Here is a 21,183-nt window from a genome sequence, read left to right as displayed (position 1 = left end):
TCTTTGAAAAAGATGCCCGTTGCCCACTTATGCATTTCTCTCTGCCTGCTGTGTTTTTTGGCTCTCGGACAAGCTGCTGCCTTTGCCGCCACCGAAACGCGACTGATCGTGCGTACGCCCGAGCTGGCGCCGTCCGTGACTTTCAGTGCCGAGACTCAGGCATGGCTCGCTTCCAGATCTTCGGTACGGATAGCCTATTGGGGGAGGACGCGCCCGCCGCTGTTCTTGGGGCTCGACCCCGACGGGTTCGAAGGGGTGACAGCCGACATGCTTGGGTTGTTGCAGCAAATGTTGGGAATACCCTTTCGGTTGCTACATTACCCGACTCGAGATGAAGCCTTACAGGCGATGGCGAAAGGTGAAGTGGACATGTTGGCCTTGAGCGATGTCGCCGAGGATGACAACCTGCTGTACACCGCATCCAAACCATACCTGCTGAACCGCGAGGTCATCGTCCGACGGGTCAATCAAACCCACAAGTCGACCTTCAACTTGAGTGGTGAACGTCTGGCCTATATTGCCGACAGCAGTACATCCGTGAGCCGACTGAAAGAAAAATACCCTAACAGCAAGCTAGTTCCCTATGCCGACTATTTGAATGCGATAGCGGGCGTAGCCTATGACCAAGCTGATGTTTTTATAACTGACTGTGTAACCGCGGACTTTCTGATTTCGCGCTTTTACCGTAATGAAGTTTACATCGCCGGTGACGCTTCCAGCGGCAGCGTTACCGATCTGGACTTTGCTATCAGCAACGGTCGGCCGCAATTGCTGGAGGCAATCAACCAATCGCTTGGCGCCATTCCAGTTGCTAGCATCTTGCGTATCACCTCGCGCTGGGGTTTGAACAATAGCTTTGTGGTTGCTCGTCCTTCGTTGAATCTGACACAGGAGCAATCAGACTGGATCGCGGCACACAAAAATCTCAAGGTTGGGGTCTCCAGTTCTTCTGCGCCGCTGACTTTCTTTGACGAAAATAATCAGTTCAAAGGCTTTGGGGCCGATGTACTCAACAAAGTCAGCCAGTTGACCGGCTTGAAGTTCGAGATTGTCCGCCACAACGGTGTCAACGAAATGGTAGATCAATTACAGGAAAATAAGGTCGATTTAATTGCGGCGTTAAGCAAAGGGGAGCATTCGATTAACCCGAAACAGATCAGTCGCTCGTATCTCGTCAGCCCATTCGTTGTGGTTACGCGGCGAACCGAGGCAGGCATTCGCAGCCTGGATGAACTCAATGGCTTGCGCCTTGCGATGGTATGGGGCAATCCCGTGTCACCCTGGGTCCAAGAGCACTATCCCAAAATCCATCAGGTGATTGTGCGAAGTGCAACCCAGGGCATTGAGATGCTTGCTGATAAAGAGGTCGAGGGCACTGTCGGCATCAAGTTCAGTGCCGACTATTTCATCTCGCAGCATTTCAACGCCGATCTGCACGTCGCGTCGGTCATCGGGTCTCGCCCGGCAATGATCTCCATGGTCGTATCGCCCGCCAATCAGACCCTCAAGGACATCATCGATGTCGCGTTGTTGGCCATCCCGCCGGAAGAATTGTCGGAAATGTCCGATCGCTGGCGTTACAACGCTGCACCGGCTGTGGCCAGTCCGTGGAACACTTATAAGGATCATGTTGTCCGGGTGGTGATTGGCGCGGCCTTATTGCTTCTGGTATTTCTGGCATGGAACTACTATCTGAGGGTGCAGATCCAGAAACGAGAAAAAGCCGAGCGTGATCTCGAGGATCAACTGCAATTCAACCGCACGCTTCTCGATGGCGCGCCAGTGTCGCTTTATGTGCGCGACATGCAGGGGCGACTGATTCAATGCAATCAGGCCTACCTGAATTTCTTCAATGCCACCCGCGAAAATCTGATGGGTAAAACCCTGATGGAAAGCCAGGTGTTCAGTGACGAGCTCAATGCCAAATACCATCAGACTTATCTCAACACCCTGGAACACGGGCAATCCGCATTTGCCGATATTGACGTTGAAATACAAGGGCAACGCCATCGTCTCTACCACTGGCTGCTGCCATTCCACAATGCCGATGGCCAATACATCGGGGTGATCGGCGGCTGGCTCGATATCACTGAACGCGAACACTTGATAGAGCAATTAAGCCTGGCCAAGGAAATGGCGATGGAAGCCAATCGCTCCAAGTCAGTATTCCTCGCCAGCATGAGCCACGAAATTCGTACGCCCGTCAGTGCTTTGGTGGGCTTGATCGAACTGCTGCGCCTCAAAGGCGCCAATGCCGAGGATATTGAAGAGAGCCTGGAGGTCGCTCATCAGTCGGCCAAGTCCTTGCTTTCACTGATCGGCGATATTCTCGACCTTTCCAAGATCGAAGCAGGCGAAATGAGCATGGCGCCGCGGCCGACGCATCTGGGAGAGATGACTCAATCGATATTCCGCCTGTTCGACACCAATGCGCGCAAGAAGAATCTAGACTATCGATTGGTCACCGAGGTTCAGCATAGTGGCGTCATGATCGATGCGTTGATGCTCAATCAGATCGTCGCGAACTTGTTGAGCAATGCGATCAAATTCACCGATCGGGGCAGCGTGCAGTTGATGCTGCGCGAGTTGCCAAGCGAGACGGAATCCGGTCGTGCCCGTTATGCCATTCAAGTCAGCGACACAGGAAAAGGCCTGAGCGAGACCCAATGCCAGGAAATATTCGAGCCCTTCGTGCAGGCCGATCCGCAAGCAAACCGCGCCGTGGGTACGGGCTTGGGCCTGAGCATCTGTGCCAGTCTGGCGAAGCTGCTGGACGCGCAACTCAAGGTCGACAGCCAGTTGGGGCTGGGTTCGAGCTTTACCCTGATTTTCGAGGCTGAAGTGGTGCAGGTTGAAGACAGTCTGGCATCGCCGGCACTCGAATCCTCCCATGACCACAAACTGAAGATTCTGGTGGTAGAAGACCACGCGCCAAACCGCTTGTTGCTGTGCCGGCAGCTGGAGTATCTGGGGCATGAGGCTTGGCCTTGCGACGATGGCGAAGCGGCGCTGGCTCAATGGAGAAGCGCGCAACCGCCTTTCGACCTGACTATTACCGACTGCAACATGCCCCGTATGGACGGTTACCAATTGGCCCGTTTGATGCGTGAGGATGAGCAGCAGCGAGCAGTGCGTCTGCACCCGGTGTTTGGTCTGACGGCCAACGCTCAATCGGAAATCATCGAGCGCTGTCTCGAGGCAGGAATGACCCGATGTCTGTTTAAACCGGTGGGAATGGAAACCCTTGCGTTACTGGTTGCAGAAGTGGAACAGACCAGCAAGCGTCGAGTCCAGGCAGAGATCGGTGGTGATAGCGAACTCGACAAAATCAGGCTGCTGAGCCCCGAGTCCTATGCGCCTCTGGTGAACGAAATCGTGCAGACGCACCGTTTGGACGCTGACGAACTGGAACGCTTGGTAAAGGAAGGCAATTGGGATGATTTAGCCAGACGCTCCCATAAAATCCGGGGCGGCGCGCATCTGACGGGCGATCGTGCATTGGACGCCGCGTGCCTGGAGCTTGAGAGACTGGTTACGGAGGAGGGCGAGCCGTTGCGGTGTCGGCAGCAGGCGCAGGCCGTAATCGCTTGTCTTCAGGCTCTTGAGGTCCAGTTGCTGCAGGGCTTGCCGTCGTAAAGTCCGCTGCAGTTGGATAAGGCATACAAGAGAAAAATGTTCAGACGTCTGAAGAACTTTGGCACGCGGGTCTACTCCCGCTAGGCCGTGGAATTGTTTTTGAACTCGCCGAGTATTTTGAGATAAGTCTCATACCACTATCTTGAGGTAGTTAACTATCCTCGAGCTCACGAAGTCTTAATAAACGTTGCTCAATTGCAATCGCTACCCCATTTCCACTAATGGAGGTTTTTCATGGCTATTCGCGCAGTAGTATTTGATTTCGGTGGGGTTCTTTTCGATTGGAGTCCGCACCATCTGTATCGCAAACTGATTACTGATGACCACGAGCGCCAGTGGTTTCTGGAGAACATCTGCACTCAAGTCTGGAACACCGAACAGGATGCCGGACGAACCCTGGTCGAGGCGACTCACAGTCTCACCCAGCAGCATCCGGAGTATGAGTTCTTGATCAAGGCTTACTACGACCGCTGGCACGAAATGTTGAAGGGGCCGCTATCCGCGGGAGTGGACATTCTACTGGCGCTGTACGAAGCGAAAATGCCATTATTCGGCTTGACCAACTGGTCGGCGGAGACCTTCCCCTACGCCCGCAAGCACTATCCGTTCCTGACCTGTTTTAGCGACATCGTGGTATCCGGCGAGGTTAAGCAGATCAAGCCGGATGCTGCGATCTACCACACCAGCCTTGGCCAGATACGCACTCATCTGCCAGATATCCAGCCTTGTGAAGTGGTGTTTATCGATGACGTACTCGGCAATGTCGAGGCCGCTATCGCACTCGGCTGGCGCGGCATTCACCACGTATGTGCCGAACAGACTCGTGGAAGTTTAGAGGCATTGGGCATCAGAGCTTGGTAAAAACTTAAGCGCAACATTCCGGCGGTAGTTGTGGCCTTGACGCCGCCGATATCTCAAATGTTTTCAGACCGTTCCTACATTCGCGAGCGTGCTCTTTTGGGATTAATAGTTTTGTTCGCCTCTAGCAAGTTACAGGTGAACAATCTCCATTAATCTACTGGTGATAAATATCTTATGGATACCCCAAAAAAGAGCCCGGATACGCCTGATACATCAAAAAATACGAATGATGCTGAGTTTCGCGGCACAGTCATTCCTTCGGTTGGTAGTGCTCCCTTGCGGGATAAAATTGCCGCGGAGCAGGATAGTTTCGCCGGTGACAGGCTCATCAAGCAAACCGCTGAGCAGATGCAGACGGGTTCCAGCAATTCGGCAATGACCGATGTTGTAAACAACTCAATTGATACCTCAGTGAGCAAATTGGGCCTGTCGATCACCAGTGCCATTGATAATGCCGGAGGTGGGGCTGTTCAGGTCGGCAATGGCGCCACAATTGATGACGTACGTCCAACACTCAGAGGCGAGGGCGAGCCTCTCACTCGGATTCAACTCTTCAGCGATGGCAAGCACGTGGGCAATGTCGTTGTCGACCAACTGGGTTACTGGCAAATAACGGTATCCAACATTTACGCTCTTGAGCCTGGAGAGCATGTGTTCACGGTGGTTGATGCCGCGGGCAATGTCTCCGAACCTTTTACGCTCATAGTCGACATCCCTGAATCGTCTCGACCAGTCATCGATGTGGTGGTTGATAACGCTGGTGTGCCGGTTGACATCGCTAATGGTGGTACGACAGACGATAGCACTCCGACGATCCAGGGGCGCGGAGAACCGGGCAACCAAGTGTTTCTGTATGACGAGGATAGGTTGATCGGTTCTGCATTCGTCGGGCCGGATGGCAGGTACTCCATTGAACCTGGCAGCCGGCTGGCGCCGGGCGAGTACAACCTCAGGGTGTTCATGAACGGCATTCCATCGCATTTATTCACACTGAATGTGACCGATGAAACCGAGCCATCCAAACCGATGATCGACTCAGCTTTTGACGATCATGGAATGGTGGGTGAAATTGCCATTGGCGGTACCACTGACGATACGACACCAACCTTGCATGGCAAGGGTGAGTCAGGTTCTCAGATTAGGGTTTTCGACAACAATAGTTTCATCGGTTACGTCGATGTGGACTCTGCGGGAAACTGGACCTTCATTGTTCCGCCGCGGGTACCGGGTGAACACGTGTTTACCGTAGAGAACACGACAAGCGCAGGAATTGTAACGTCCGATCCGTTTACTTTGAACATAGACGCACCGGACTCGGCCAAGCCGGTGATCGAGTCGGCCTTCGACAATTTCGGTGTGATCGGTGATGTCGCCAACGGCGGCACGACCGACGATAAAACCCCGACCTTGAGTGGCAAGGGCGAGCCGGGTACTCAAATCAAGATTTACGACAACGGTCGCCACATCGGTTATGCCATGGTCCAACCTGATGGCAACTGGATGTTCCCCATTCCCCAGTCGCTGATGCCTGGCGAGCACGTGTTCACGGTAGTGAATGCTGGCGTCAGCTCTGATCCGTTCACCGTGAACGTTGGCGCACCGGACTCGGCCAAGCCGGTGATCGAATCGGCCTTCGACAATTTCGGTGTGATCGGTGATGTCGCCAACGGCGGCACGACCGACGATAGAACCCCGACCTTGAGTGGCAAGGGCGAGCCAGGTACTCAAATCAAGATTTACGACAACGGTCGCCACATCGGTTATGCCATGGTCCAACCTGATGGCAACTGGATCTTCCCCATTCCCCAGTCGCTGATGCCTGGCGAGCACGTGTTCACGGTAGTGAATGCTGGCGTCAGCTCTGATCCATTCACCGTGAACGTTGGCGCACCGGACTCGGCCAAGCCGGTGATCGAGTCGGCCTTCGACAATTTCGGTGTGATCGGTGATGTCGCCAACGGCGGCACGACCGACGATAAAACCCCGACCTTGAGTGGCAAGGGCGAGCCAGGTACTCAAATCAAGATTTACGACAACGGTCGCCACATCGGTTATGCCATGGTCCAACCTGATGGCAACTGGATCTTCCCCATTCCCCAGTCGCTGATGCCTGGCGAGCACGTGTTCACGGTAGTGAATGCTGGCGTCAGCTCTGATCCATTCACCGTGAACGTTGGCGCACCGGACTCGGCCAAGCCGGTGATCGAATCGGCCTTCGACAATTTCGGTGTGATCGGTGATGTCGCCAACGGCGGCACGACCGACGATAAAACCCCGACCTTGAGTGGCAAGGGCGAGCCAGGTACTCAAATCAAGATTTACGACAACGGTCGCCACATCGGTTATGCCATGGTCCAACCTGATGGCAACTGGATCTTCCCCATTCCCCAGTCGCTGATGCCTGGCGAGCACGTGTTCACGGTAGTGAATGCTGGCGTCAGCTCTGATCCATTCACCGTGAACGTTGGCGCACCGGACTCGGCCAAGCCGGTGATCGAATCGGCCTTCGACAATTTCGGTGTGATCGGTGATGTCGCCAACGGCGGCACGACCGACGATAAAACCCCGACCTTGAGTGGCAAGGGCGAGCCAGGTACTCAAATCAAGATTTACGACAACGGTCGCCACATCGGTTATGCCATGGTCCAACCTGATGGCAACTGGATCTTCCCCATTCCCCAGTCGCTGATGCCTGGCGAGCACGTGTTCACGGTAGTGAATGCTGGCGTCAGCTCTGATCCATTCACCGTGAACGTTGGCGCACCGGACTCGGCCAAGCCGGTGATCGAGTCGGCCTTCGACAATTTCGGTGTGATCGGTGATGTCGCCAACGGCGGCACGACCGATGACACCAAACCACTCTTGAGTGGCCAGGGCGAACCCTTTACCCAACTCAAGGTTTACGACAAAGGCAATTTCCTCGGTTATGCCAATGTCGACCATATGGGCAAGTGGATTTTTAATGTGGTGTACCCACTCGGGAAGGGCGAGCATGTATTCACGGTGGAAGGCGCTGGCGTCAACTCGGACCCGTTTACACTGACCATCAGCGAACCGGATTCAGTGAAGCCTGTGGTTGATACCGTGATCGACAATATCGGTGACACGAGTGTCATTGTGAGCGGTGGCACTACTGACGATGCGCGGCCCACTTTCAGTGGCCACGGTGAGCCGTCCACGATTCTCTTTGTCTATGATAAAGGCGAGCCGATCGGCAGCGTAGAGGTAGGGGCGGACGGTAGCTGGAGTTTTACCAATCATGCCAAAAGGCTGGGCGAGGGTGAGCATGTGTTCACTTTTGTTGGCGCTGGAGTGACCTCAGATCCGTTTGTGTTGAATGTGGAAAATGTTCCAGAGTCGCGTGCTCTGACCATCGATAGTGCTTTCGATAGTGAAGGTCTCGAGACCGGGACTGTTGAGAGCGGTGCGACGATCGATGACCAACTTCCGATGTTCAGCGGGCGCGGAGAACCTAATGCGCTGTTGTGGATCTACGACAACTATCAACTGGTTGACCAGGTTATTGTCGATGCGCAAGGCAACTGGACATTCGAGCCCGAGAAGCTCAATATCCTGGATCCGGGAGAGCATATTTATATGGTGCTCTCTGACGGGGTGTATTCCGAGCCATTCGTGTTGAATGTAGTTGAGGCCGGCGCCATGGTGGGGGGGGAGGAGGTTGAGGTGTTGACGTCCGATGACCTGCCATTGATGTCTGAGTTACTTCAACCAACTGACGAACTGTTTGCTGGCGAAGCTGACATCTCGCCAGTGGGTGAAGGTGGTTTGGAGCTGTCCGCCGATGAATTCGACGCTAGCCTGAATCATGGCGGATCACCTGTCGAAACGAATGGCAGCATTGTTGTAGCAGTCCCACCTGTAGAGTCGGTGGAGTTGTGGCAGCAGCAACCGTATACGCTCTAAGGTAAGGCGTTGGGACGGCCGTCCTGCAATAGGACGGCCGTTTTTGCTGTACCCCCCCCCGCCTTGGTGGGAGGTGCTGCAGGCTGTGATTTTTGATCTTTCTTTTGAGTAGATCGCGGTGGCGTTGAATTCGACGGTCCTCAAGCATGTTGTGGCGCTGTGGGAGCAACTTGGAGACACATCTTATATCGGCGCAATTGCATTGGTTGTGACCAATGAAATCTATCCCTTCATCCTTCATATATTGCTGACTTGCCAGCCACGTAAGCGGCTGGCGATTCCATCTTGCTGACTTGCGCCGGTTGAGCGCCCGATCTTACTCCCCCTGTAGGAGATATCGGCCGCCCTCGGCGAGCCAAAAACTTGTGGCAACCAGTTAGTGGGTTTCCAGGTTCATCAAACCACTACAACTGAGGTCTTCCTTAGGCCCCTGCCTTGTGGCGTCAATTACCAGAGTGGAGCCGCATCTTTCATTGGTGTGCCTCGGATAAACGCTCAAGGTCGCTGGTATCAGGCAGCTCACCGGCGATGGATTCAAGAATGTCGGTCACGGTCAAGAGACCGATAAATCTGTCACGCTCGTTGACCACAAACGCGATATGAGTCGACTCTCTACGCATTTGCTCGAGTGCATTAAGAATCGTGAGGCTTCCCGACAATCTGAGCGCGGGGCGTGCTAACTCTACAATCTGCAACTCACTGCCCGCGAGTAACGCTTTGAGCACATCTTTCTTGTGAACGAAAACCTGAATTGAACTCAAGCGTCCATTGCTGCTGACCGGCAATCTGGAATGGGTAGATTGCATCAAGGCACGTTCCAGATATGTTCGCGGACTGCTCAGATCGAGCTGATCGATATCATCGGCAGGTGTCATGATTGTCCGAATGCTACGTTCGGCCAGCCTTAGGACCCCGCTGATCATGACGCGCTCGCGTCGATCAAACACCGGTTCTTCGCTCTCGCTGTCGACCATGTCAACGATCTCATCACCAACCTCATCGAGCTCCAGTTTTTTACCTCCCAACAGACGCATAACGGCGTGTGCCGTTCTGACGCGCATCGAGTGCTGCCCCTGCAAAGACTTTTTGCGACGTGCACGGGCAATCTGGTTGGACAACTCGATGAGGATTGAGAAGCCAATGGCCGCGTAGAGATAGCCCTTTGGAATATGGAAGCCAAGACCCTCAGCCGTAAGACTGAAGCCGATCATCATCAAGAATCCCAGACATAGCATGATCACCGTGGGGTGTGAGTTGACGAAATGGGTCAACGGCTTACTGGCGACAATCATGATACCGATGGAGAAGATAACAGCGATCATCATGATCGAGAGTTCATCAACCATCCCTACGGCGGTGATCACGGCATCCAGCGAGAAGACGGCGTCAAGCACCACAATCTGCAAGACGATCGGCCAGAACAGCGCATAGCTGACGTTGCCCGTACGTTGCGCTACATGCCCTTCGAGGCGCTCATGAAGCTCCATCGTCGCTTTGAACAGCAGGAACACACCGCCGAACAGCATGATCAGATCTCGGCCGGAGAACACATGATCAAATACCGTCACCAATGGCTTGGTCAGCGTTACCATCCAAGAAATACCCGCAAGCAGGCCCAGCCGCATAAGAAGTGCAAGCGAAAGCCCGATTAGTCGTGCCCGGTCGCGTTGCTCTGGCGGCAATTTGTCAGCAAGAATTGCAATAAAAACAAGATTGTCTATTCCGAGGACCAGCTCCAACACGATCAGTGTCAGCAAACCAAGCCAAGCGGTAGGGTCAGCAATCCATTCCATAATTAGTTACTTGCTCTCAGAGGGAGGGGTATTTTTATTAGTCGTTAAAGATGTAGCACGCAGAGAAAATACCCGCTAGAGAGCGAGTGTTTTCTCTTCGTTAGCAAAGTTCCGTCAGCGCTCTTCGAATTGTTCGAGCGCTTGAGCCAGGCTTGCATCTGAAAGTTCCCCTAGATGACTGCTAAGTAATTTTCCATCTGCACTGTAGAACAGGGTCGTTGGTAACGCCATCGAACCCACGACCTGGCCAAGTCGTCCGCCTCCGTCAAATAAAATGTTACTCAGGTTTAGCTCCTGGCTGGAGAGGAACTTATTGACAATGTTCGATCCCTCACCTTGGTTCACGAAGAGAAAGTTCACGTCTGGACGCTCTTCCTGAGCTTTCTGCAGCACGGGCATTTCACGACGGCACGGTGGGCACCAGGTGGCCCATAAGTTGATCACTAGTGGACGCCCCTGGTAGTGCGTGAGTTGTACGGTCTCCCCTGTGGTCGTGCGCACAGGTATTTCCGGTAAGCGCGTACCTTGCTCGTAGACACTCAACGATAGTGTCCCGAAACCCCACAGGAGCATGCCACTGATCACCGACGCCGCCAGTGGCCGACGCAGGATGGCGCTTTTCCAACCCAGGATCAGAGCCCCCAATACCCCCGCGATAATGCCCGGCAACGGGAGAAAACCGCCATCACGCATATCGATGATGCGCCAGAGGTCAGTCCCGTAGTGTTCCCTGTAGATCAGAACAAAGCTCGCTCGGGCTACCAGAAGCCCCAGCATCAACAGCCAGAAAAGTACCGAGTCCAAGCGTTCCCCACCCTTTTTGGCCACTTGACGTCCAATCAGGGTAGCGACCACTAACGCGCTGATCAGCAACAGATGGCTCAGCGAAATGACAAAACTGCCAATATTGAATGTAAGCATCAACGACCTTCCTTAGCTTGGTTCCAGCTCTGAAGAAACGCCTCGGCGTCAACCTGCCCGGTAATACGCTGACTACGACGCTCCTCTGCGTCCGGCCCGATCCATAAAAAGCTCGGAGGGCCCGGTACCTTGTAGCGGCTTAACAACTTACGGCTATCAGCGTTGTCAGCGGTGACGTCCAGGCGTAGCAGCCGTACATCCTTCAAAGCGTCCATGACGGGGGTTTTGCCGAACACTTCCTTTTCCATCACTCGGCAAGACACACACCAATCGGCGTAATAATCTAACAGCACCCATTGACCACTTGCCTTCGCCGAGTCCAGTTCATTCTGTAACTCAGTTGGAGACTTGATGGTGGAAAATGCATCATGCCCAGATGGTTGCGACGCAGTGCTGGCAGTGCTGGCAGTGGTTGCGCTGTAGACCTTCAAGGGGCGCCAGAGATCATCGGAGCCGCCGGCAGCACCGACGGCAAGCAAGCTACCCCAGACACCGAATACGACCGAAGCTATACCGAACATATGAGTCGTCCGGGTTGCTGCCTGGCGTTGATGCCAGGCAGCATAAGCCAGGATCAGCGAAAGCGTGCCCCACAGACCGATCCAAAGCGATTCATCCAACACCGGGCGCAACATGTAGATCGCTGTAGCCAGAAACAGGAAGCCGAAAGCGCCTTTGAGCAGGTTCATCCACGCCCCTGGCTTGGGCAGGAAGCGGTTGCCGACAGTGACGAGCAATAATAAGGGCAGGCCAATGCCTAGGCCCATGGCAAATAGAATAAGACCGCCGTGCAGTCCGTTACCGCTTTGCGCGATGTACAACAGCGCACCGGCCAGGGGGGCGGTCATGCATGGCCCCACCAATAGTCCGGACAACGCGCCCAAGATGCCGGCCCCCACAAGGCTGCCACCATTACGCTGGCGGCTGGCGTTTTCCAGGCGATCGCGAAGGGCAGCGGGTAACTGCAATTCGAAAAACCCAAACATCGGCAACGACAGCAGGATGAAGATCGCAGCAAAACTACCCAGCACCCACGGTTGTTGTAGTAACGCCTGGAGGTTGGCACCCAGCATGGCGGCGAGCACTCCCATGGCTGCATAGACCAACGCCATACAAAACACATAGCTGCCAGCCAAGGCAAAACCGCGCCACGGGCTTGCGCCGCTGCCAACTACCAACCCTGCAAGAATCGGCAGCATGGGAAGAGAGCAAGGGGCAAACGCCAACAGCAAACCCAGACCGAAGAAGATTAGCAGGCTCCAGCCAAGAGCTCGTTGCTGAAGGCCACTGGCAAGCGCCTGATCGGGTGCTTCGGCAGGAGTGGTTGCTGGCGGGCTACCGCCTAGGTCAACGACCACCGACTGCGGTGGATAGCACAAGCCGGCATCGGCACAGCCCTGCCAGCTGACTTTGATTTTACCGCGGGCCTCGGCTGGAAGCTTCAACTCCAGCCCCTGCCGATAGACTTGCTGGGTGCCGAAAAACTCATCGCTGTGAACTTCACCGTCAGGAAACGGCGGAGCGTTTTCTTGGGCCAAGCCATCGAATGTTAAACGTTGTTGATACAGGTAGTACCCGTCGGCGACTTGCCAGTAGAGCTGAGTTTCCCCTGAGGAAAGACGCTGAGAACTGAACGTAAATGCTTTTTCTGCGGGAAGAAACTCAGGTTTAACATCAAATAGACTGTCTCCTGCATGGGAAAAGCCTGATAAGAGCATTAACAGTAGAGTAAACAAACGGTACATAAGTAGGCTCTTTCTTGAGAACTTGTGAAGGGTAGCACGAGGTGATTAAGCTGAAATTAAAAATAAACTGTTATTAGTCCGTGCCCGCGCACTACTGCAGCGCTATATGAAATTGATGAATACCAATCAATGGGATCTATTTAAATTGTGACCGCTAGGTATTACTTGCGCGGCATGAGTCATTTCTCGACGGCCACCTGGTAAGTTGGACAGCGTCTGTCCCCCGCCTGCATTCCGCCGCACTGCATAGGAATGAATAATCGGTTGTTATTTACTAACTTTGACGCGATTGCGGATCAACTTCATTACGGTCAGAAGGAAGCCGGTACAAATACGACCGCTAGCGTCGCAGTTATCCTCCCTCTGATCACCGCGGTGCCAATAGCCTGCTGGTTCGCCGAGCGGGTACCGGTGGCTATTGCCAATGGCACCTGCGTCCATTAAGAAATAAAGTCGCGATGAAAGAAATAGCAGACATGCCTTGTCATGGCGGCCATTACCAATAAATTCGCTAGTTCAGGAAAAGTGGTATATCGGAGACTGCTCGACTGACTACCTCTGACCTTTTGCTGCCTGCCGCCGGGGCGCGATCTGAAACTCTAGTTCGCAACCCTTTCGAAAAAATTGATCAGCCTAATCTAAGCCCGGTCATTCCACACATTATCGCTGCCGAAATCACGGCGCTCAGCAATACTCCAGACCACCAAAGTCGATTTGCTGTCGAAATTTTAGCGCCATGGGCAAGCATCAGTACGCGCAGTCCGCAGACTAAATGTGCCAACACGAAGAAAACACCAAGCGCGTAGTGCGGCAGAAGCCTAATGTTCCAGGCATCGTGAATCAACCCAGTAGGCAGTCCCGCGGCGAATGCCCAGTCGGTAGGGATGTCTAGCCAAGTCCTGGCGAAGATGAATACCGAGTTCATGTGTCCCAGGATAAATATTGACATGAACACTCCTGTCGCAATCTGGAACATCCGATAACGATCAGCTGATGTTTCGCTCCATGTCCATACGAGGCGCAGACCGCTGAATATCTGGAACAGCATTACGACCACTAAAAGTGGCTCGAAGACTTTTGCTCGATAAATTGTCCGGCCGATATCCATTACGGCTGCGTGTGCTTCGGGGCTAATGAGGCCAAACAGATGGTTGAAAATATGAAAAAGAACGTAAATCGCCGCAATAGATCCTGCGATCCCATGAGCCACTCGCAGACGTGAAGACTTATGGGGCTGCTGTACGATGACAGCGCTCGTGCTTCGAGACGCCCAATATCCAAATAACAACCAAGCAGGTGTCCAGATCCATGTGTCTGGAATTTTGCTGCCGCCCATATAGGTGAGCACACCGAAGAAGACATAAACCGTTGGTGCGGTCACTGCGAACAAAGCAAATCGCCGCGCGCGAACATTTTGCGCAGTTGTGGTTGAGGTTTGCTGGGGACGACTCGCGATCAACAAATTGATCAGCGGTACGGCGAAGGCTGCGACCAGCAGCAAAGCTGCCAGTAAAGTAGCGCCAGCGGGGATTGGAGCGACTTGGGTATTAGCGACTGATGGGGTGACGGACCAGTGGAAGGCATCGAGAATCCAAGGATAAATAGCTGCCGTTAATGCCGCTATCCACACCGTCAAGGTTGTACCAATAAATGGCTTGCTGCTTACGAGCGCACCCTCCAGTTTTGAGTAGGTCGGCATCGTGGTGCTCCTGCTGCCGACGCACTACGGCCTTCGACAATCTTCAGTAGTTATTTTTGGAACCGCTTACAGTTGCTGGACGAAATGCATTCCTTTCGCCAACAAACCTTCACGAAAATAGAAACGTTGTGCCAGATGCCTATCCAGTCCGGTATCGAGTACGAGGTAGTTGCAACCAAGTTGCTTGCCTTCGTCGCGCACGCTTTCCAGCAGTCTCGCTCCCAGTCCTGAATTTCGTAGTGCAGCATCGATAACCAGATCGTCGACGTAGATAAAACGCCCATAGAGCAGGTTTTCGGACTCCCGAAATCCGATGAGTCCTGCCAACTGCTGGTCCTGCCAGAGTCCTGATAATCGATACCCCTCATGGGATTGGCGATTGAACTGTTGGGTAAATGAGGTCACGTCGCCCAAGTTAGGCCGTAGCTGGCGCATTAATTCAAATCCAGCAGTGATCTCAGCTTCGCTTTGCAGCATTTTGAACACCCACCGTTGCATACGCGCCGTCTCACCGAAGATTAGGCGTTACAGCGTATCGATCTTATGGCTTATCCTGTAGGGCCAAAAATCGTAAAAATGACTAGGACATTCAGGTGGACAATCTGCTGCTTAAGGGCGAAGTAGTACCTGCACTCTATCGTCAAATTTACTTGCGCTTCCGTGCGTCGATCGCTGACGGTAGATTGAAACCTGGCGATCGAGTGCCTTCAATCCGGGCGCTAGCATCGGAGCTGAATCTGGCCCGAGGCACTATCGAGTTGGCGTATCAGCTATTGATTAGTGAGGGTTACCTGCTTGCACGTGGGGCGGCTGGAACGGTTGTTTCTCCGCTGATTAAATCGATACCAATTTCTTCTAAATCATCACATGTCTTATTGCCGCAGTATTCACTCATCCATTCCGGGGAGCTTCCGCAGCCATTTCAAATGGGATTGCCCGCCCTGGATGCCTTCCCTCGAAAGCTATGGAATCGAATCGCTTCATACGAATTGCGCAACTCATTTTTGGATGGCGCAATTTACCCTGACGCCAAGGGGCATGCGTCGTTACGAAGGGCGGTCGCGGGCTATCTAGGAGTTTCCCGAGGGATAACCTGCACCCCGGAGCAAATTTTTATCGTCGCCGGCTACCGCGCAGGTCTTGATCTGATAAGCCGCAGCCTTTTGCAACCGGGCGATAGCTGCTGGGTTGAAGATCCAGGATATTTTGCAACTCACGACTTTCTTCGAGAGGCTGGCGCCACCTTGGTACCGGTTCCGGTTGACAGTGATGGGATGGTTGTCGAAGCTGCTGTTGAGCACGTTCCTGATGCTCGTTTTGCAGTAGTGACGCCTACTCACCAAAGCCCACTGTGTGTAGCGCTGTCGATGCCGCGCCGCCAAGCATTGTTGGAGTGGGCAAACCTTAAGCAAAGTTGGATAATTGAAGACGATTATGACAGTGAATATCGCTATCACGGTCGGCCCATACCCGCACTCAAGAGCCTGGACGTGCAAGACCGCGTTTTATACTGCGGTACATTTAGCAAAGTGCTGTTGCCGGGGCTGAGATTGGCTTATTTGGTGGTGCCAGAAACACTAGTTCCACGCTTCGCTGAGCTGGCCGACAAAATGCAAAGTCATTGCCCTCAGCTTTGGCAGGTGACGACTGCTAAGTTTATTGAGGAGGGACACTTCGGGCGACATCTTAAGAAAATGCGGAATTTGTACGCGCATCGGCGACAGCTGCTGGTAGATGCATTAATCGAAAAACTGGAGCATCGCCTGTGTGTCGATCATCAAGTAGGGGGGATGCATCTGCTGGCGCGTCTTGATAAGGGCGAGGACGACCGCGAAATTTGTAGACGAGCTAAACTCGCCGGGCTTCGTGTTGAAGCCTTGTCTAAATGGTACCTGAAAGCAACGTCTGTACATGGCTTGCTCTTGGGTTTTACCAACGTAGTGGACAAGGAGCAGGCATCGGAGCAGGTAGAGCGACTTGTTCAAATAATGTAGGGAGAAAACTTAATAGCGATGCTCTAAATAGTAGACCGATTATGATGTCCACAGGTGACTGCCTCCGCAGCAATTGCAATCTAGTTGAACTGAGAGATCGTCATTCGTCAGTCTGTATCGTCCACAGTGGGTCGCGGCTCATGAATTCGGATTCCCAATCTGCAAAGGCCCGAACTCGTTAAACAGATGGCGGATTTAGGGATATACCAAGCTGATTGGAAAAATCTTCAGTTTCCAGTTTGGTAGTACCTCCACCAGATCCCCAGACATTAAGTAGGGCGCCGCTTCCGCGCGTGGCGCGAATCCGACTCCCGATCCGGCCAAGCATCCTGCTAGTCGCTCAGATAAATCTTTGGGGACTGAGCGCATAAACCTCTCAGCCTTCATAAATTGTGGTCAATTTCTTAAAGTGTAGTGGTCAACTAATCCCGGACACGACGTTAAGTTTTTTCTCGGCCTGAGCTGGGGCCAGTCCGTTGTTGAATTGGTGCGGTCTAATCCAGTTGTACCGATGCATCAGGTAATGACTGATGTCGCGGTGCGCCTCTTGAGCTGTCATGTAGCCCACGGTCGGTATCCATTCAGTTTTCAAGCTGCGAAACACTCGCTCCATCGGCGCGTTATTCCAGCAGTTTCCACGACGGCTCATGCTTTGGCGCATGCGGTAACGCCAGAGCCGTTGGCGAAACTGGCGGCTGCCATATTGCGAGCCCTTATCCGAGTGAAACATTAGCCCTTGAGGCCTGCCACGCTGCTCGTAAGCCATGTCCAACGCCTTGATGACCAGATCCGCATCCGGCTTGTTTGACAGCGCCCAGCCCACAATCCGGCGTGCGTAGAGATCCAGAACGACTGCCAGGTAATGCCATTTCCCTTGGGCCCAGATGTAGGTGATGTCGCCACACCAGACTTGGTTGGGTGCCGGAACATCAAACTCCCGATTCAAGATATTCGGAATGTCAGGCCGCTCGACCGTTGCTTTTTTGTAGGCATGCGATCCAGGTTGTTTGCTGACCAACTCCAGTTCCCGCATCAGGCCACGCACCTTGAACCGCCCGATTTGCTCGCCGTCTTCCTGCATCATCGACACGATGCTGCGGCTACCGGCGGCGCTTCGGCTTTGCGTAAACAGTTCGTTAACCCGGCTGCGCAACCGAAGCCGCTCAACGTCTGGAGTTCGGCGCCTGAGACGGTGGGCGTAGTAACACGAACGAGTGACATCAAAGACTGCGCAAAGCCAATCAACCGGCTCTTGAGGGCTCAGTTGATCAATCAGCGCGTGCGCTCGTGCTCTTCCGACATAAAGAGCGCGGTAGCCTTTTTTAAAATGGATTTCTCCCGCTCAAGTCGAGCGATTCGGGCTTCCAACTCCTGGATTTTCTGCTGCTCAGGCGTCAGCGCCTTACTCTGCGGAGTAACGCCGGTGCGCTCCTGCTGGAGTTGATTAACCCAGCGACGCAACGCGGACTCAACCACACCAAGCGAGCGGCTGGCTTCGATATGGCTATAGCCTTGATCGAGCACGAGGCCTGCGGCCTCGCGTTTGAATTCAGTGGAAAAAGAACGACGTTGTTTGGTCATCAGACACCTCTATCTGGCGAGCATTCTCGCCTAAATGGGTGTCCGGTTTCATTAGACCACTACATCAACGGTCACGACGATCACGGTCGCACAGAGTCAGTTCTGCTTCATTTCCAGCACAGCAGTGAGATGCTGACCAAGGCACTCCTCGTGCAAAAATCGAAGGAGGTCTTCGATAAACAGAAGGGAATTGCCATTGGGCTGGATCTGGCACTGAATGTAGCCACCGCCAGTGGGTAAGGGCAATGAGGACGCCATGCGCGATTGTGCGCTCGGTAAAATGGGAGTTTATTGCTCCTGAATTTTGGGTTAATCGATCGGTCATGAGGGGGAAAGGAACAGAACATTTACAGTTTGCAAATTTGCCTCGGTGCTCACCCCAAGTCCTGAGTATGTTCCACTGGAGACCCTAAAGAGGATTGTTGGATCTCCTTGCTGGTTAATAGCTTCCGTTGCCTCTAGTAAGGTTTCCATCTTCCATTTGCCTGTTCCGTTTACGAAGCCCGGTGTGATGTACTGAATGGACAGAATGCGAAAGAGTTTTCGGGGTAGCGCTAGCACATCCTTTAGGGAGTCGACTGAGGGAATCATCAGCATTTCCACCACAAACTCCTTGCTATAGCGGATTTCCGCTTCGATGTAAAACCAAGGAATTGGGACTGACTGTCGAATGAACGGGCGCGTCAGGAATTCACTATTGAAAAGGCTGGAAAGGATTTTCAAATCGGCGTAATTCTCGTTCATAGGTAGACTCTCTGTACACGAGTGCACAATATATGTTGTAGTCATATTTGGTGCAATGACGCTTTATCGTTCCTTTTGTGAGGCTGCAAAATGGAACTGAGGGATGCGTTCGGAACGACTTTGAGACGCGTGCGTCTGCTACAGGGGCTTACTCAAGAAGATTTTTCGCTGGTAAGCAGCCGTACGAATATCAGTTTGCTCGAAAGAGGTGGCACCATTCCGACGCTGGACAAGTTAGAGTCGATATGTTCTGTACTCGGGGTTCATCCGGTCACGTTGCTAGCTGTATGCTACATGCGGAAGGAGGATGAGATAAAAGTTAAGGATTTTTTGAAAAATATAGAGCGTGAATTGCGATTGGTTTGTGAGGACTGATTGTGTTTTAGCTGATGTTTTAAAGGAATATAGTATAATTTTTGTGGCAGCGAAAATATTATTTTTGGTGATGGTTTTTAGTCGCTTCAATTAATTGTCGTTTCATATTAATTAGCGAGTCTTTTGTTGTCTTGAGAATTTTCATTGGGCTCTGATTCTGTGAGTGTTCAAGCAACCCAATCATAGAGATGACCTGTGTGATCGTGCTTTCGATCGACGCATCAATTGCAGTCGCCGTGTCTAGCTGAGCATCAAAGCCCAATTCATTCCAAGCTAGATCGATATAATGAAGAAGGCTTAGTTCGTTGCCGTGGCCAGTTATCGTTGCTACCTTTTTAAGAATCGTTCGGTAGTCTGAATCAGTCATCATTTCCTTCGCTTTGTTTTCTGATCGTGTATAGACTTCCAAATGGATCGCGACTTGCTTGGTTATGAATCTGTGACGAAACATGGACATGCAACACTGGTAATCACCAAGCTGAGCTTCTTTAGATATTCTATTAAATTCTGACTCCATGACGCGCTCTGAGGTGGGGTTTCCATTAATGCTTAGAAACACACGGTCGAGTGGTTTTAGAAAGTTTTCTAAAGTTTTTATTTCTTTCAGGAGTTTTCTTCTGTGTTTTTTTATAAAAACTACGAGGCGCATAGCAACGCCAGGTTGGAGGGGGATAGTGCGTTCCACGAATCGACGCCTCTTCAAAGTTACTAGGATTAAACGGAGCGTCTTGTCGCAGTCTTCATTCTTGGACACACTGAGACGAGCGAGTTCTCCTGGACGCGCACCTGTTGCCTCTAGAAGTTCAAGTAATAGTTCTCGACGAGCTTTTAGATAGATATTTAGCATTTCCCCGAGGTCGCGGTCGTTTACCCAGCGGGAAGTAACGGGTTTTGCAGTCATGCTTGAAACTGCTGACCAAAGAGCATTGCGTTTGTTGCGGGTTATTGGGCGCTTCGGTTCTTTTATATCTCGCGGAGGTAATTGGTGATAGACAAGCTGAACGCTGTATTTGTTAGTTCGGGTGTTATGAATTTTTCGTTCTATAAGCCGAATACGAAACTCTGGACCTATCCCTAATAAGCGCAGTCCAATCATGATATTGTTTTGAATCCAAAGTAAAAACTCAATAGTGGTTGCAATGATTGCTCGAATCGTATTGTTATCTCTGGCTCGTACTGAAGGGGCATTGCTTTTGGTTTCGGTCATCAGGATTAGTATTAGTTGGTATATATCGTTGTCGTCTAGCTCCCAGAAATCACGTTGAAGCTTCCAGCAATGTCGAATTAAGTGAGATAACTTGGAAACTGTTGCTCTAAGGCTGCCTCCATCTTCTCTGACTGAAGAGCCTGTACGAAATTTATACAATAAAAAAATTTCTATCAAAGAACATGGCGTTCCATTAGGCCACGTTACGGCAAAGGTTACGGGCGCGATAGCTTCTATAGGGACAAAACGTTTAGAAATAGGGTCGAAGCGAGACTGAGAAGCTACGTCCACATTTTCTAATAGACAGAATCGGGCTCTAATTTTCATATAGGTCTGAACTCTTGTCGGCGAGCGCGATGCGCTTGAAAGAAAATACAGAGGTATGCCGGTTTATAAAAGTGACTAGTTCTGGGTCAGTTTTTGCCATGATTCGTATACGTTCAAGTAAAGCCTCGTAGGCCACCTGAATTCTTATGCGATATCTACGCTCCAAATCGAGTGTGTTTTGAAGTTCAATTAGCAAATCTTTCTGTCTAGCGGTGCGTTTACTTCTAGTAAAAGCTTGATCTCCTTTGTCTTTTGCGGTGGAGAGGTAAGATTTGCGCATAGAGTCTAATTTTCCCCAGCCTCCATCTTCAACAAACTGATCAGCACATGATTTTAAGGTGTTCAATGCCATTGGCTCGATACCCTCAGATCTGCA

The 21,183-nt window shown here is 52.3% G+C and carries 14 protein-coding genes; 5 read left to right on the top strand and 9 right to left on the bottom strand.

Annotation, left to right across the window (positions count from 1 at the left end; all coding sequences use genetic code 11):
- Window positions 1-12 precede the first annotated feature (12 nt).
- From ACA043_RS18930 to ACA043_RS18920, 3 genes are all read left to right on the top strand, one after another.
- Window positions 13-3,636, top strand: coding sequence for a transporter substrate-binding domain-containing protein (locus ACA043_RS18930; protein WP_497659664.1), 3,624 nt, complete (start codon window positions 13-15; stop codon window positions 3,634-3,636).
- A gap of 234 nt (window positions 3,637-3,870) precedes the next feature.
- Window positions 3,871-4,497, top strand: a complete 627-nt coding sequence (locus tag ACA043_RS18925; RefSeq protein WP_497657667.1) for an HAD family hydrolase — start codon at window positions 3,871-3,873, stop codon at window positions 4,495-4,497.
- 174 nt (window positions 4,498-4,671) lie between these two features.
- Window positions 4,672-8,421: an Ig-like domain-containing protein gene (locus ACA043_RS18920; RefSeq protein WP_497657666.1), complete on the top strand. Its 3,750-nt coding sequence runs from the start codon at window positions 4,672-4,674 to the stop codon at window positions 8,419-8,421.
- 470 nt (window positions 8,422-8,891) lie between these two features.
- Here the strand turns inward: ACA043_RS18920 and ACA043_RS18915 are convergent, their stop codons facing one another.
- The 5 genes from ACA043_RS18915 to ACA043_RS18895 all read right to left on the bottom strand — a co-directional run bounded on the left by ACA043_RS18915 (window position 8,892) and on the right by ACA043_RS18895 (window position 15,056).
- Window positions 8,892-10,214, bottom strand: coding sequence for a TerC family protein (locus ACA043_RS18915; protein WP_497657665.1), 1,323 nt, complete (start codon window positions 10,212-10,214; stop codon window positions 8,892-8,894).
- 114 nt (window positions 10,215-10,328) lie between these two features.
- Entirely contained in the window at window positions 10,329-11,135 is an 807-nt protein-coding gene (locus ACA043_RS18910; protein ID WP_497657664.1) for a prolipoprotein diacylglyceryl transferase family protein, read from the bottom strand.
- Window positions 11,135-12,880: a protein-disulfide reductase DsbD gene (gene dsbD, locus ACA043_RS18905; protein WP_497657663.1), complete on the bottom strand. Its 1,746-nt coding sequence runs from the start codon at window positions 12,878-12,880 to the stop codon at window positions 11,135-11,137. Before dsbD ends, ACA043_RS18910 begins: the two co-directional genes overlap by 1 nt.
- A 628-nt stretch (window positions 12,881-13,508) precedes the next feature.
- The gene (locus ACA043_RS18900; RefSeq protein WP_497657662.1) at window positions 13,509-14,579 is read right to left on the bottom strand and encodes a succinate dehydrogenase/fumarate reductase transmembrane subunit; all 1,071 of its coding nucleotides are present in this window, start codon (window positions 14,577-14,579) and stop codon (window positions 13,509-13,511) included.
- Window positions 14,580-14,645: 66 nt separating this feature from the next.
- Window positions 14,646-15,056 (bottom strand): GNAT family N-acetyltransferase, encoded by a 411-nt coding sequence (locus tag ACA043_RS18895; RefSeq protein ID WP_497614719.1) that lies wholly within the window; start codon window positions 15,054-15,056, stop codon window positions 14,646-14,648.
- 116 nt (window positions 15,057-15,172) lie between these two features.
- Between ACA043_RS18895 and pdxR the strand changes: the two genes are divergently transcribed.
- On the top strand, window positions 15,173-16,573 hold the full coding sequence (pdxR, locus tag ACA043_RS18890) for a MocR-like pyridoxine biosynthesis transcription factor PdxR (protein WP_497657661.1): 1,401 nt from the start codon (window positions 15,173-15,175) through the stop codon (window positions 16,571-16,573).
- A 418-nt stretch (window positions 16,574-16,991) separates the two neighbouring features.
- Here pdxR and ACA043_RS18885 read toward each other — a convergent pair.
- Window positions 16,992-18,154 (bottom strand): IS3 family transposase gene (locus ACA043_RS18885; RefSeq protein WP_497657660.1). Its coding sequence is split into 2 segments (ribosomal slippage): window positions 16,992-17,899 and window positions 17,899-18,154, totalling 1,164 coding nucleotides; the frame shifts between segments, so codons are not numbered across the junction.
- Window positions 18,155-18,475: 321 nt separating this feature from the next.
- A complete protein-coding gene (locus ACA043_RS18880) occupies window positions 18,476-18,898 on the bottom strand; it encodes a hypothetical protein (RefSeq protein WP_497657659.1) in 423 nt (140 codons plus the stop codon).
- Between the two features lie 90 nt (window positions 18,899-18,988).
- Here ACA043_RS18880 and ACA043_RS18875 point away from each other — a divergent pair, with 90 nt between their 5' ends.
- Window positions 18,989-19,273 carry a helix-turn-helix domain-containing protein gene (locus ACA043_RS18875; RefSeq protein ID WP_497657658.1) on the top strand — a complete coding sequence of 95 codons (285 nt, stop codon included), beginning with the start codon at window positions 18,989-18,991 and terminating at the stop codon, window positions 19,271-19,273.
- A gap of 58 nt (window positions 19,274-19,331) precedes the next feature.
- Here the strand turns inward: ACA043_RS18875 and ACA043_RS18870 are convergent, their stop codons facing one another.
- Complete coding sequence (locus ACA043_RS18870) at window positions 19,332-20,807, bottom strand: tyrosine-type recombinase/integrase (protein ID WP_497657657.1); 1,476 nt, start codon at window positions 20,805-20,807, stop codon at window positions 19,332-19,334.
- The gene (locus ACA043_RS18865) at window positions 20,797-21,159 is read right to left on the bottom strand and encodes a hypothetical protein (RefSeq protein WP_497657656.1); all 363 of its coding nucleotides are present in this window, start codon (window positions 21,157-21,159) and stop codon (window positions 20,797-20,799) included. The genes ACA043_RS18870 and ACA043_RS18865 overlap by 11 nt, the downstream gene beginning before the upstream one ends.
- Window positions 21,160-21,183 lie beyond the last annotated feature (24 nt).

It is taken from the genome of Pseudomonas sp. LBUM1648, from assembly GCF_059716145.1.
Note: the sequence above shows the minus strand (reverse complement) of the source record. Positions and strands in the feature narration are given on the sequence as shown.